The sequence below is a fragment of the Amycolatopsis sp. NPDC039088 genome (genome assembly GCF_055598845.1).
Window position 1 is genome coordinate 90,802 of sequence record NZ_JBVKAE010000027.1, and the last position, 12,920, is coordinate 103,721.

Sequence of the window (12,920 nt, forward strand, 5' to 3'; positions counted from 1 at the left end):
ACAGCTACTGATGTCGTTTCCGGGCGATCGGTTCCCGATCGCGGCGGCGATGGCGACGACCTATCTGCGCGGGCTGACGGTCAGCGTTCCTTGCGGAGTGCTCGTCCTGGCGGCCGGTCCGGTGGTGGTCCGCCGATTCGCCGGTGCGTGGAACCGGTTGCCATGGATCCAGTGGGCCGGCTTGCCGGTCGCGATCTGGTCCCGTGAGTCGTTTCCAACGGCACCGGCGGATGCCGCTGCGGTACCGGCTGGCCGCCTTCGCCTGGGGCGCCACTGCCGCCATGACGATCGAACTCCTTTACCAGCTCACGCACATGGCGCCGGCCGAGGAACTCTTCTCCACGACTTCACCCTCACTCCTTGTATCCGTCGTTAAGAGATCCGTAATGGTTGCCAGGCCCCAACCTTCAGCATCCATCGCCGGTCCTCCCTTTCGACCGTCATCACCGACGCAGGAGGGATCACATGAGGGCGAGCAGAACGAAGGCCGGCCGCGCGCTGGGGGTGCTACTGGCCGGGTTGTCGCTGGCGAGCACGGTGGTCGTGCTGGCACAGACCCCCGCCGTCGCCGCCGGGCGGCCGGACTTCCGGGCACCGTGGCCGTGCAATCAGGCCAGGGTGTACCGGCATCACTCCCAGGAGATCAGCAACGCGCTCGACTTCGAGAAGGCGGGAGGGAACAACGACGAGGGCCTCCCGGTGAACGCCTCGGCCGCCGGGACCGTCACCGACGTCAGCAAGCAGTCCGGCTACGGCAACACCGTCGAGATCGACCACGGCGGCGGCTGGAGTACCCGGTACGCACATATGCGGGACGGCAGCATCACCGTCCGGAAGGGCGCGGCGATCGCCCGCGGGGTTCAGCTGGGCCGGGTCGGTCACACCGGCAACGCACGGGGCGCGCACCTGCACTTCGAAGAACAACTGAACAACGTCCGTCAGCAGATCGTTCTCGACGGCGTCGCGCTGAAGTACAGCACCTCGGACAACGTCCACGTAGGACACAACTGCGGCAGCGATTCGCCATGGGCCGCTTGGGAAAGCCTCGGCGGGACGCTCACCCATGGCCCCGGCGTGGTGAACCGGGCCGGTAAGACTCTCGACGTCTACGTGCCCGGCGCGGGCGAGCAGGTCTACACCGTGGCGTTCGACGGAACTCGCTGGCTGCCATGGCGCGGGGTCGGGGGCACGGTCTCCTCGGACGTCGCGGCCGCGAGCTGGGGCGATTCCCGGGTCGATCTGTTCGGCCGCGCGGCCGACGGCACTCTCGTGCACAGCACTTCCGCCGACGGCGGAGCGAAATTCGGCGCCTGGGAGTCGATGGGACTGTCCACTCCGGACACACCGGCCGCGGTCTCCTGGGGCCAGGACCGGATCGACCTGTTCGCCCGCAGCCACACCGACACCCTGATGCACCGCTGGTGGAACGGCACCACGTGGTCGGCTTGGGAAGACCTCGGCGGTGTCCTGACCTCCGGCCCCGCGGCGGCTTCGTGGGCGCCGGGACGGCTCGACGTGTTCGTCCGCGGCACCGGGAACCAGGTCTTCCACAAGTGGTTCACCGGCGGGGTGTGGTCCGGTTTCGAAGGTCTCGGCGGGACTGCGCGTTCCACCCCGGCAGCGGTGTCCCGCACGCCCGGCACGGTCGACGTCGCGGTGGTCGGCACTGACAACTCCGTCTGGCACCGCGGCTACACCGCCAAGGGATGGACCGGCTGGGCGGACCTCGGCGGCACCGCCACCTCGACCCCGGCACTCGCCTCGTGGAGCGGAACCCGCCTCGACGTGTTCACCAGGGGCACCGACAACGCGCTGTGGCACACCTGGCGCAGCTGAAGACCCTTACCGGAAAGGAAAGAAAGATCATGACCAGAACAGTGTTCCGCGCGGCGGCGACCGCGCTCTGCGGGGCGGTGGTGACCGCCGGGCTCGCGCTCACCGGCCAGCCGGCGAGCGCCGCGGCCCGGCCCGACTTCCAAGCGCCGTTCCCGTGCAACCAGCAGATCCGGATGGAATCCTTCGGACACGCCCCGGCACTGGACATCTTCCGGGTGCCCACCAGCGCCACCGAGGGCAACCCGCTCATCGCACCGGCGGCCGGCACGGTCAACCAGTCCTACAGCGACCCGTCCGGTGCGGGCAACATCATCCAGATCAACCACGGCGGCGGCTGGTTCACCACCTACATTCACCTGCAGTCCCGCGCCGTCGCCGTCGGCCAGAAGGTCGCGAAAGGACAGTCGATCGGCAAGGTCGGGCACACCGGGCAGACCTCCAACGGTGTGCCGCACCTGCACTTCGAGATGGCCATCGACCGCAACGGCGACGGTAAAGCGGAATGGGGCCACCCGAACAACGAGCGGGTCGCGCCGGTGTTCAACGGAATCACCTACGGGCAGCACAACAGCGGAACCTGGCGGATCACCAGCCGCAACTGTGGTTCCTCGTCACCGTGGGCATCATGGGAAAGCCTGGGCGGTGGCCTCGACCACGGGCCCGGCGTCGTCGATCGAGGCGGCAAGACCCTCGACGTCTACGCGGTCGGCGCGGGCAACGAAGTGTTCACGAAACGCTTCGACGGCGCCAAATGGCTGGAATGGCGCCGGATCGGCGGTGCGATCGACTCCGACGTCGCGGCCAGCGCTTCGGGCAAGCGGGTCGACCTGTTCGGCCGCGCCAAGGACGGCACCCTGATGCACACGCACTCCACCGACGACGGGCAGACCTTCGGCGCCTGGGAGTCGATGGGAATGTCCACTCCGGACACACCGGCCGCGGTCTCATGGAGCCAGGACCGGATCGACCTGTTCGCCCGCAGCCACACCAACACCCTCGTGCACCGCTGGTGGAACGGCACCACGTGGTCGGCTTGGGAAGATCTCGGTGGTGTCCTGACCTCCGGCCCGGCTGTGGCCTCGGGGGGAGCCGGGCGGCTGGACGTGTTCGTCCGCGGAGCGGAAAACAAGGTCTTCCACAAGTGGTTCACCGGCGGGGCGTGGTCCGGCTGGGAAGGCCTCGGCGGCACGGCCCGCTCCACACCAGCGGCGGTATCGCGTGGCGCGGGCACGGTGGACGTCGCAGTGGTCGGCACTGACAACTCCGTATGGCACCAGGGATACACCGCCAAGGGCTGGTCCGGGTGGGAGGATCTCGGCGGCACCGCCACCTCGACCCCGGCACTCGCCTCATGGGGCGGAACCAGGCTCGACGTGTTCACCAAGGGCACCGACAACGCCCTCTGGCACACCTGGCGCCCCTAGGGCGATGGCCGTGCAGGTTCACAACGCCGGAACCTGCACGGCCATTAGTCGGCGCAGGCCCCAAAGGACAGCGATGAGGCTGGACGCGCCCGACTGCCAAGGATCTGTCCATCGCGTTGCCTCCTGCTCAGGAGTCGGATTCGCCCATCACGAGACCGAGCGCTCGAAATCCTCGCCCCCTTGTCCCACCCCGACACCGTCGAGATCGAATCCAAGCTCCTCGAAACCAGCGCGCGCCGATAGCAGACAAACGACAGGACGCACGAGTCCGAGCGCCCTCAAGGCTCAGCAGCTCGTCTCGTGAACGGCCCCGTGGACGTTGCCTCGTCATCCGTGACCAGCGCAATCTGACGGCGCCCGTCACGGGCCCGCCCTGGACAGCAGCGTGGGGTCTGCGTCCCCACCGGACTCTCGGCCCGGCTGGACAGATGCGCTCTTACGGGATCGTCCTCGACCGCTCAACCGCACGCCCACCGCCACCAGCCCGAAACGCCGGCCTCCGGATCGCGATCACGAGTGGACCGCATGGCTCCCGGGCTCAGCGTCGTACGGGTTGTTCATCGCCTGGCTTGCGAAGTAACCGCGCCTTCCAGCCAGGTCGCTTCGACCTGGGTTCTGGCGACCTCTCGCATCAGGTCGAGTTCCCTGGCGCGAACGTCGGAGCCGACGTCACCGGCCCGGATGGAACGGCGGAGGACCGCCAGCTCGGTCACCGCCTCCTGGTACTGCGCTACCGCGCGCGCCGTTCGTATCCCGGAGCGTTTGCGCACCGCGGCGCGCCAGTGTCGCCGGGCCCGCAGGCTGGTGAGCAGGACGAGCTCGGCCGGGGCGACGACCCGGTCCGCGACCAGATCCGGTAGTTCGGCAGCGAGGGCGCGCAGGTCGCGCGCACGCTGGCGGTACACGACCAGCGCGGTGAGTACGAAGACCGGCACCATGACCAGGAAATACACGTTGACGAAAGCGGCGGGGGGCAGTGTCTCCGTGCGAATCCACACGCTGTGCAGCCCGACCGCCCCAAGAGTCCCCAGAAGCGGGGCGCCAAGCTGAACCAGCGAGCGACGCGTCCGGATCGCCAGAGCCACGCCGACAACGAGCAGGCACGTGCACAGGAGATTCACGAAAGGGGCCAGGACACCGCGCAGCGTGAACGCGGCGACCTCGCCGGGAGTGGCGGTCAGCACGCCGGCATAGAAGGCGCCGAAAGAAAAGACGTTTTCGATGAACGCGAAGCCTGCGGCCACGAAACCGCCGTACACGATCCAGTCGAGCATCCGGTCCAGGTCACCGTTCATCCGGACCACGATGAGGATGACGAAGATCCCCTTGATCGACTCCGCCAGCATCGGTTCACCCAGCAGAGGTTCAAGCGTTCCCTCGGTGCCTTGCCGCGCGCGCATGGCTTCCATCACCAGCAAGACGATGAAGCCCGCCCACGCTCCCCGCCCGAAGGAACGCCAGAACTGCCCTTCGGTCTTGGGACGCCAGCGGTCGATCCAGAGCAGGACGCCCACCAGAAAACTCACGGACGACACGGCCACCAACGCCGCGACGGGATTCACCTTCAGCGCGACAAGCAGCAAAGTCGACAGAACGGTCAACACGATCGGCGGGCGCAGTATCCCGACCCATATGCTGGGCATGGGATCACGATTCAACCGCCGGCTGATCTTCCGGTGCAGCTGGGCGGCCGCGGCCCGAAGATCCGGTGAAACAGGTCTGTCCGATGTCGGCACGGCGGTTGCGGAGGTCTCGTGGCTTCGTGGCGGGGTGGGGTCTTTACCCAGTTTGGTGTCGATCGACGCCTGAAGACAGGCAGCGGCGCTGACCTCGGCCTGGGAGAAACGTCGCGTCATCAGTCCGCGTCACCCGCCTTCAGATCTTCGGGCGGAGGAGGTTGCCGGAGGATCGGCTTGAGGAACACTTCGATCATCCTCAGTTCATCCGGTCCGGCGAGATCGGACTCCGCCAGGACATCGAGGATCCCTATCCCGGCCAAGCGCTTCTCCACATCACTCGACCAGTACAGCTCTTGGGCCATCTGGAAGCGAGCCCGCCATTCGCTGCGGCCCTCCGACTGCTCCTTTTGCCGAACGGTCACCCTTACCCCGAGGAAAGCCGCGCCAGCAGTCAGTAACCCGGCCACCAGGGCCAGTACCGGCGTCAGCCACGTCATCCAGGCCACCTCGTCTTACACACGGCGAGCACCACCGTTGGGAACGCTACCGTGACCACCTCCAGGTCGCGCGTTCTGATTCAAGGCTCGGCAACTCTCCGCCATCGGGCACGCCAGGCCCTTCAGGAGCCGTTCCCGGCTCCATGATTTTCCCAGGAAATCGTGCTACGAGAAGCCGAGGGCACACTCGCGGGCCAGGAGGGCATACCTAGTCCGTCGCGTCCGTGTCATCCGTTCCGGCGAGCTCCAGAAGGTCTTCCAACGAGACGAAGCCATCCGAAGCGAACGAACAAGTTAACAACTCTACGAACTGCGCCGCGCACTGAAAGCCCCGGGAATTGCGTCACTCTGGTGGGCTGCAATGACCGAATCCAGCGGATCGCTACCCCACGGCCGTTCATCATCGGTCACCATTCGATCATTGCAGACCTGAGCAGAGAAGCTTTATATGAATCCGAGGCCGTACGCGGCCGTCGACGCGCTGGCCGACGGGATCGGCGCCGACGCCCTGCGCAGCCGGAAAGCCGCCACCAGCCGGGAGCTCGCCGAAACCCCGACGCCTGGTATCTGCGTCACCTCGAACCCGGCGGCGACGCCGATGACACCGACCAGTCCGTCAGCGGCTACCTGGACGCTCGCCCCGGCCGGCGCCGCGCGGCGAGTCCCAGCGGAGATCGTCCGGTCAGCGAACCTGCTCGAAGCCCCACAGGCGCTGGACGAACGGGAAGGGGTGAACTGCGCGCCCACCGAGCCTGGCTTGTGATCGCCTGCGCTCATCCGCGTTCAGCGGCGGCGGGTTTTGGTGAGGGACAAGGCGCTGTCTCCGCCTCCGCCGCAGCGGTAGCAGGCGAAGATCTCCGTTCCGGGTGCCGGGCTCACGGTGAAGGCTGCGAATCGCAGAACGGGAACAGCCCGCGCGGCCATCCGTCGCCGGCAGGGTGCAGCGTAGTGTGTTCGTTGACCAGCGCGACGATGTCGTGCGGGCGGGGCGGCTCGGACATCGCGGCGGCGGTAAAGAACATGCTCGGAGCGCTACACCGTTGGGACGGGACGATCGTCCCACGCGAAGGCGCCTCTTCCTTTGGCCCAGCTCAGGCCGTGAATGCCTGCCCGTTTCAGAATCGCTTGCGCGCCGGCGTCTTCCTGGCGGGGCAGGTGGAACCGGGTGACCTTCCAGACTCCCCCGGTCTTGTTGCGGCAGTACTGGGCAGCCGGGACTCCGCACTTCGAGCAAGCCACCCCCGCGCACGCGTTCCATGCCCGGCGCAGCGCGGCATCCACACCGGCCGGGTCGGTGACCTTTCCCTGCTTCGCGTCGAGCTCGAAGTACTCCATCACCTCCCGATGATGCACGCGACCCACATTCCGGCTGCGGACCGCGACGTTCCTCAGCAGATTAGATGAGTCCGACGTCATGGAACCGGATCGCGATCGCGGCGAGGCCTCCGGCTCCGGCCGCGGTACCCCAGGTCAGCTTCACCACGCGGAAAGAGTCCGCGCGGTGTTGCTTATCGGACCGGGAAAGCGCGACATAGGTCGCATAGCCGATCAGCCCGGCGACGAACACGGCGTAACCGCCGAAGAACCAGACCCACATGGCGACTGAATCCCTTCAACCCGAGGAACAGTTTGAAAGGAAAGGTCACGGGATGGCGCACAACCACCTCGAAAACCCCGTCCAGCACCGGAACCAGTGATCCGGCCGGGAAGTCCGGTCACAACTGACAAAACCGCAGGCTTAGCGGATTTTGCTTGCGGCGGCGTCCTGGGGCGTCGCGCCGCTAACTAGCCTGCGAGACCCTGACGCTGGGCGTTGGCATGCTGTCCGACTGTGACCAGCGACGTCAGTCAGCAATGCCTTGCAGGACAGCCGTTCACAGTTACCGATCTGCACCAGTTCGTAGACCAGGCGAACAGGGAAGGGCTGACGGGCAAGACCTGGGTGACGTACACGACGCGGCCTGATGGCTCCGTGTTCAGCCTGAGCACCGTCGCCGATCGCAGGGACGATCGCGATCACTCCCACGTCACGCCAGATCCCGGCGAGAAGATCGACCCGAACAGCCGGACTGCCATCACACAGGCCGCCACCGGCCCTATCATCAGCCGACGTCGCTGGCTCCGAGTCCACCGCACGCACATGCTCCTTCTCGGTGATGTGCGCGCGCTGCTGGCCAGGGTCTACGAATCTGGAGTCCCTGCGTTCCTGGTGTGCCTGAGTGGTGGCGGCGACGTCTTGCTGGTGGGCGAGGGTGCGTTCGCGGTTGTCGAGGTCGGCTTCGGTGGAGTGCTGGCGGCGCCAGGCGAGGTAGAGCGCGACCACGCCGCCGCTGCCGACGCCGATGCTCAGCCCGATCTTTAGCGCGTCCAGCCGCGCCTTCACACCAGGTCCGCTCCGACGAGTCCGGCGGTGGCCGGCCACCACAGCAGGGTCACCGCGCCTGCGGTCAGGAACGCGATCACGATCGCGGTCCACCACATCGCGGCCCGGGTCAGCTCAGGCAGCCGCTTCAACGAGGCCGACCCTGATCTCGGTGCTGAGGAGGCGCTCGCGGCCCCCGGCCGCGCATGGTCGGTCATGACCATCAACGTCGCAAAAATCGGCAAGGATGTTGCAGAGCCAGGCGCGCCGCGGCGCCCACCCGGCGGCAAGAGCATCAGGGCGCCGTGGACCCGCTGCAACTAGCTTGGGCACGCACTTCGGCACACCAGAGCAAACGGAGACGAAACGGAGCCCAATCGTGGTCGACACCGAGGCAAACACGAGCCACAACATCAACATCCCCGCAGGTCAGCGGGGATGTTGATGTTGTGGGCCGCCTGGGGCTCGAACCCAGAACCTACGGATTAAAAGTCGCCTCCCCCGCCATGTCAGCCAGTACCAGCAAATGCCGAATTTCGACCAACCGCGCAGGTCAGCACAGGCCTTGCCAGACGGCCAGGTGTCACTACGTGTCGTGGCGTGCCCGGCTCTGCTTCGGCACCGGCGCCCAATCGGAGACGACGTAGCCGCAGGGGCCTGCCGACGACGACCGACGTGAGCGTGGTGCTCCTCTGACGCGCGATCGAGGAGCGCCACGCCCCTCTCCTCAGTTGCCGGTGCCGGTGAAGGGCAGCTGCCCGATCGCGTCCCCCACGTCCGCCCAGTCGAACAACCTCCCGGAGCCGGTGAACTCGATACCGGCACTGCCACCTCCGCCCACACCCGGACCGAAAGCCACCCCGCCGGTGAGGTGCTTGAAGTCCCGGGTGAGCGACACCGCCCCACCTCCATGCGGCCCCAAACCGGCCCCACCGGAGACGTAGTAGGACTCGCCCGCCAGTTCGTCGATGTTCGCCGTGGACAGTTTGCCCCCGACACCGGCATGAGCGCCCACCCCGGGACCGATCCCGACGCTGCCGTTGGCACTCCAGCCGACTCCCCGCGAATCGAACGACAGACACCCGTCACCCGCGGCCGCCTCGAATGCTTGCACGCCGCCACCGAGACACAACGAGAGCGACCCGTGCGGCTTCTCCGGCGCGGGCGGGGGCTGGTAACTCCGGGACTGGGTGCTGCGGGGCCGGGTGACGATCGTGCCCCGCTGACTACGCGCGTAATCGGAAATCCCCGACGCGTGCCGCTGCCATTCCTTCAGGCTCTCGTCACCCTGCAACTTCCTTGCCTTCTTGACGTCGTCCACGCTCGGACCTTGAACCGGCGCGGGCTTCCGTCCACGAAGCACATCGTCCACCGCATTCCGCACCGGATCGACCGGCAGGAAATCACGCGGCACCCGGCCACTCTGCTTCTGCGACGCTTTAGCCCGCAACTTCGCGTTGCGCTCGGTCAACCGACCGACCTCAGCCTCAGCCCACCCACCCCGACCCTGCTTCTTCGCACGATCCACCGCGTCTTCCAGCTGACGATCCAACCCACTCCCCGGCGAACCACCCCGCTGACTACGCGCGTAATCGGAAATCCCCGACGCGTACCGCTGCCATTCCTTCAAACTGTCGTCCTTCTGCCGCTGGTCGGATTGTCCCTTGCGCGGAGCCTCACCCTGGAAGGTGCGCAGCGCCTGTCCGGGCTGCCGGCTCGGCTTACGGATTTCGGACCGCGTCGTCTTTTCACCACCGGAAAGCCTTGACTTCTTCTCCGAGGTTCGTCCGGTCACTTCTTTCGTGGAACGGGTCACGGCGGACTTCCCCATGCTGTTCGCAGGGGGCTTTTGAGCGCCGGGCTGTACCTTGCGCGCGACCTGGTGCGCCTTCTCCACGGTGCTGTGCTTCGACGACGGCTGCACCGGGGCCGCTCCAGCCGTGTTCTCCGGCGCCGCCTCCGCGCTCTGGGCGCCGAGCAAACCGAACGTCACCGCCAGCACCCCGCCGGAAGCGGAGTACAGGATGGCGCGCCGCATGGCGGACGAATCGTTCGTCATGGTCGATCCTCCTCACACTTGTCAAGGTCCGCGCGGTCCTCGTGATACAGGCGCGCGTGACCTCCCTCGTGCGGTGACGATGCCCGGAGCCGGTTCAGCGGAGGTTCATCGCGGACGCGACGGCGACTGTCATCGGATCCTCATAGCGTCCGCGGGATGCTCGCTCGGCACGTCATGAAATGAAGTCATAGGGGGCGACCTGATGTTGTTCCAGATCCTCGGGCCACTCGTGGCCACGTCGGGAGGCACAGCGCTCGCGATCAAGTCGGGCAAGCCGACCACCGTGTTGACCGCGCTCCTGCTCGACCGCGGGAAGTGGGTCGGCGTGGACAGGTTGATGGACCTGACCTGGGAAGGCAGGCCGCCGACATCGGCTCGGGGCAACCTGAAGTCCTACATCTGCGGGTTGCGTGCCGCCCTGTCACCTGTCGCGGACCACGCGACCATCGAAAGCAAGTCAGGTGCCTACCGGATCGTCGTCGACGACGGTTGCGTAGACGTCGACATCGTCGAACGCGCTGCCACTCAGGCCCGGGTGGCCCTGCGTTCCGGCGCGCCGGAACGATCGGCCGGCCTGCTGACGAGCGCGCTCGGCCGGTGGCGCGGTACGCCCTACGAGGGGTTGCGCCACCCCGCTGTGCTCACCGAAGTCACCCGGCTGGAGCGTCTGCATACGCGGCTGAGGGAAGATCTGGCCGAGACCTGGTGTGTGCTCGGCGGACACCTCGACGCGTTGGCCCTCCTTCAGGAACTACTCGACGAAGACCCTCTGCGTGAACAGGTCTGGGCCCGGCTTGTCCTGGTGCTGAACGAAACCGGTCAGCGCGGTGAAGCGCTCGCGGCCTATCGCAGGGCGCGCGCGATCATCGTCCGCGAACTGGGTGTCGAACCGGGCGCGGTACTCGCCGGAGCCCATCGGGCCGTCCTGTCGGGTGAGTCGGCGCTCGGCAGTGTTTTGCAGGTCGGCTGACGTCCGTCCGTCGATTCTGACCTGAATCGCCCGAGTTGATGGCCGCCCGGCGTTTCCGCCGGACGGCCATCGTGTCATTTGACCGTGACAGAGGCGCTCGACCAGGACGAGTTGTCCGGGCTCGAGGTTGTGACGGTGCGAGTCTGACCGGGCTTCATGCCCTTGCTGTCCACCGAGACGTGTCCGGCACGAGACCGCTGCTCCTCGGCCTTGCCTTTGCCGTCGCCCTTCTTGTCGGCCTTCCCCGGATGGTGTTTGTGCTTGCCGGGCTTGAGCTTCTTCAGCTCGTCCTTGGCCTTGTCGACCTCGCCCTTGGCCTTGTTCACCTCGTCCTTCGCCTGTTCGACCAGTTTCCTGGCCTTCTCGAGAGAGCCGGAGGCTTTGTCGACGGACTCGGTGACCTTCTTGAGGCTCTCCGGTACCGCCACGGCCGGCTGTCCGACGACGGTGACGCGCGGCGGAAACTGGAAGAGCTGCGGTTCGCGACCGTCCTTGACGACGGTCGGCTTGGCAACCGCGGCCTTGACCACGGGTGTCCGCATCGCCGGGCGAGACACCGACTTCCTCGACTTCGCGGCGGGCACGACCTTCGCCACTTTCCTGACCGATGCCGCTTGCGCAGCCGGGGCGGCGGAGACCACGGCGGGTGGCGCGATCTCCTGTACCGGCGAAACGAGGGGTGTCACTGCCGTTTTCGGGGCGGCGTCGGGCTCTTGCGCCGCCGTCGCGACCTGCCCGGCTGGTGCCGCGGCGGCGGACGGTTCATCGGCGCCTTCGAAGGCGCCGAAAGTCCACGCGCCGAGGGCCGCGGTCGTCAGGCCCGCGACGCCGATCACACCCGCACGCTTGATATTCATGGAACTACCTCGATTTCGGTGTTGTCGCCGTGACCATCACGGCTGGGTCTCGTCTTCGTGGCGACGTTCATAGACTTCTTCGGCGATCTCACGGCCCATCAGTCCGCCGAAGATCCCGGCGGCCACGCCGACCGCGATCCCGACGGGAGTCGCGATCACCAGTCCGGTGGTCACCCCGAAAAGGAGTGACGCGGTCCCGCCACCGAGACCGGTGAAGACGCTCCTGGTGAGCGGTTTGGCCTCATGCCGCAGGTAGTAGTCGTACTCGACCCGCTCAGTCGGCTCTTCGTAAGCAAGGGACGACGTTTGACCGAGCCATACCTCTTCCGGGATCACCAGGTACCGATGCTGCGGGATGACCGGCCGGCGCGGCACGGCGAACTTCCGGAAGGCGGTGCGCATCGACAGTTTCGGCCGTTCGGCGAGGGTAATGGTCATGGCCTTCAGTCCCGGTCGCCGCTCATGATCTTGACCGGCTTTTCGTGATCCTTACGCCTCTCGTCGTCTTGGCGCTTGTCGGCACTCTTCCGGAGCTTCTCCAGCTCTCCCTTGGCTTTCTTGAGGTCGAGCCTTGCCTTCTCCAGAGCCCTCTCGGCGTGTTTCACCGCTTCCTCACCGGTGTCGACCGCCTTGGCCGAGTGCCGCACCTGCTGGAGGATCGTCTCCTGTGGCGGTGCCGGCAGCGAAGCGAGCAAGGCCCCGCCGAGGAACCGCTTCTGCGACAAGGCTTTCGAGGTGACGGTCTTCACCGCGCGCGGGTCTGTCGTGGCCGCCTTCTTCACCACCGGCACCGAAGTGGACAGCTTCTTGACCGTCCGCGCCGGTTTCGCGTCCCGCTCCACCGGCGCCGTCCGCTTGACGGCGGGCACAACGGGCGCCCGGCCCGGCAGCACCGGTCGCACGACCGGCTGCGGGGTAAGGTGTTTCGGCACGACCGGCTCGGCGGGCGCGGTCCAGGGCTTGGCCTGCCTGGTCTGCGGCGCGGGAGTTCCCGACTTCTGCTGCGGTGGCGGTACTTCTGCGTGCTGCGGCTTCGCGGCTTGTGCCGAATCCTGTGCCGGTTTGTCCTCGGACCGGTCGTCCACCAGCGCGTTCGCGGTGGAAGCGCCAATAGCCGCCGTGGCGAGGCCGGCGACGCCGTAGATGGCGGCCCGGCGGAGATTGTTCTTCTGCTTCATCCGTCCCACCTCTTTGATCCGGTGCGCTGCTGGCGATCAGCTTGGAGTGCGCCGGTTC

General features: G+C 67.0%; 15 protein-coding genes. 5 read left to right on the forward strand and 10 right to left on the reverse strand.

Annotated features, from left to right (window positions below):
- Window positions 1–465: 465 nt before the first annotated feature.
- Together ACZ7KI_RS30220 and ACZ7KI_RS30225 are read left to right on the forward strand one after the other, a co-directional pair.
- Entirely contained in the window at window positions 466–1,836 is a 1,371-nt protein-coding gene (locus ACZ7KI_RS30220; RefSeq protein WP_470276451.1) for a DUF8189 domain-containing protein, read from the forward strand.
- A 29-nt stretch (window positions 1,837–1,865) separates the two neighbouring features.
- On the forward strand, window positions 1,866–3,260 hold the full coding sequence (locus ACZ7KI_RS30225; protein WP_470276452.1) for a DUF8189 domain-containing protein: 1,395 nt from the start codon (window positions 1,866–1,868) through the stop codon (window positions 3,258–3,260).
- Between the two features lie 557 nt (window positions 3,261–3,817).
- Here the strand turns inward: ACZ7KI_RS30225 and ACZ7KI_RS30230 are convergent.
- Together ACZ7KI_RS30230 and ACZ7KI_RS30235 are read right to left on the reverse strand one after the other, a co-directional pair.
- Window positions 3,818–5,116 (reverse strand): PrsW family intramembrane metalloprotease, encoded by a 1,299-nt coding sequence (locus ACZ7KI_RS30230; RefSeq protein ID WP_470276453.1) that lies wholly within the window; start codon window positions 5,114–5,116, stop codon window positions 3,818–3,820.
- Window positions 5,116–5,436 (reverse strand): hypothetical protein, encoded by a 321-nt coding sequence (locus ACZ7KI_RS30235; protein ID WP_470276454.1) that lies wholly within the window; start codon window positions 5,434–5,436, stop codon window positions 5,116–5,118. The genes ACZ7KI_RS30230 and ACZ7KI_RS30235 overlap by 1 nt, the downstream gene beginning before the upstream one ends.
- A 448-nt stretch (window positions 5,437–5,884) precedes the next feature.
- On the opposite strand from ACZ7KI_RS30235, the gene ACZ7KI_RS30240 reads away from it, so the two are divergent.
- A complete protein-coding gene (locus ACZ7KI_RS30240) occupies window positions 5,885–6,199 on the forward strand; it encodes a hypothetical protein (protein WP_470276455.1) in 315 nt (104 codons plus the stop codon).
- A gap of 112 nt (window positions 6,200–6,311) precedes the next feature.
- Here the strand turns inward: ACZ7KI_RS30240 and ACZ7KI_RS30245 are convergent, their stop codons facing one another.
- Genes ACZ7KI_RS30245 through ACZ7KI_RS30255 form a run of 3 tightly spaced genes read right to left on the reverse strand, consistent with a single transcriptional unit; the run spans window position 6,312 to window position 7,033 of the window.
- Window positions 6,312–6,458, reverse strand: coding sequence for a hypothetical protein (locus tag ACZ7KI_RS30245; RefSeq protein WP_470276456.1), 147 nt, complete (start codon window positions 6,456–6,458; stop codon window positions 6,312–6,314).
- A 10-nt stretch (window positions 6,459–6,468) separates the two neighbouring features.
- Entirely contained in the window at window positions 6,469–6,774 is a 306-nt protein-coding gene (locus ACZ7KI_RS30250; RefSeq protein ID WP_470276457.1) for a hypothetical protein, read from the reverse strand.
- 58 nt (window positions 6,775–6,832) lie between these two features.
- A complete protein-coding gene (locus ACZ7KI_RS30255) occupies window positions 6,833–7,033 on the reverse strand; it encodes a hypothetical protein (protein ID WP_470276458.1) in 201 nt (66 codons plus the stop codon).
- A 234-nt stretch (window positions 7,034–7,267) separates the two neighbouring features.
- Between ACZ7KI_RS30255 and ACZ7KI_RS30260 the strand changes: the two genes are divergently transcribed.
- Entirely contained in the window at window positions 7,268–7,798 is a 531-nt protein-coding gene (locus tag ACZ7KI_RS30260) for a hypothetical protein (protein WP_470276459.1), read from the forward strand.
- 17 nt (window positions 7,799–7,815) lie between these two features.
- Here the strand turns inward: ACZ7KI_RS30260 and ACZ7KI_RS30265 are convergent, their stop codons facing one another.
- Window positions 7,816–7,950 (reverse strand): hypothetical protein, encoded by a 135-nt coding sequence (locus ACZ7KI_RS30265; RefSeq protein WP_470276460.1) that lies wholly within the window; start codon window positions 7,948–7,950, stop codon window positions 7,816–7,818.
- A gap of 575 nt (window positions 7,951–8,525) precedes the next feature.
- Window positions 8,526–9,857, reverse strand: coding sequence for a hypothetical protein (locus ACZ7KI_RS30270; protein WP_470276461.1), 1,332 nt, complete (start codon window positions 9,855–9,857; stop codon window positions 8,526–8,528).
- Window positions 9,858–10,059: 202 nt separating this feature from the next.
- Here ACZ7KI_RS30270 and ACZ7KI_RS30275 point away from each other — a divergent pair, with 202 nt between their 5' ends.
- Window positions 10,060–10,827: an AfsR/SARP family transcriptional regulator gene (locus ACZ7KI_RS30275; protein WP_470276462.1), complete on the forward strand. Its 768-nt coding sequence runs from the start codon at window positions 10,060–10,062 to the stop codon at window positions 10,825–10,827.
- A gap of 74 nt (window positions 10,828–10,901) precedes the next feature.
- Here the strand turns inward: ACZ7KI_RS30275 and ACZ7KI_RS30280 are convergent, their stop codons facing one another.
- From ACZ7KI_RS30280 to ACZ7KI_RS30290, 3 genes are read right to left on the reverse strand one after another with little or no spacing between them, the layout of a single operon-like run.
- Complete coding sequence (locus tag ACZ7KI_RS30280) at window positions 10,902–11,684, reverse strand: hypothetical protein (protein WP_470276463.1); 783 nt, start codon at window positions 11,682–11,684, stop codon at window positions 10,902–10,904.
- Window positions 11,685–11,720: 36 nt separating this feature from the next.
- Entirely contained in the window at window positions 11,721–12,122 is a 402-nt protein-coding gene (locus ACZ7KI_RS30285) for a hypothetical protein (RefSeq protein WP_470276464.1), read from the reverse strand.
- Between the two features lie 5 nt (window positions 12,123–12,127).
- On the reverse strand, window positions 12,128–12,862 hold the full coding sequence (locus ACZ7KI_RS30290; RefSeq protein WP_470276465.1) for an ATP synthase subunit B family protein: 735 nt from the start codon (window positions 12,860–12,862) through the stop codon (window positions 12,128–12,130).
- Window positions 12,863–12,920 lie beyond the last annotated feature (58 nt).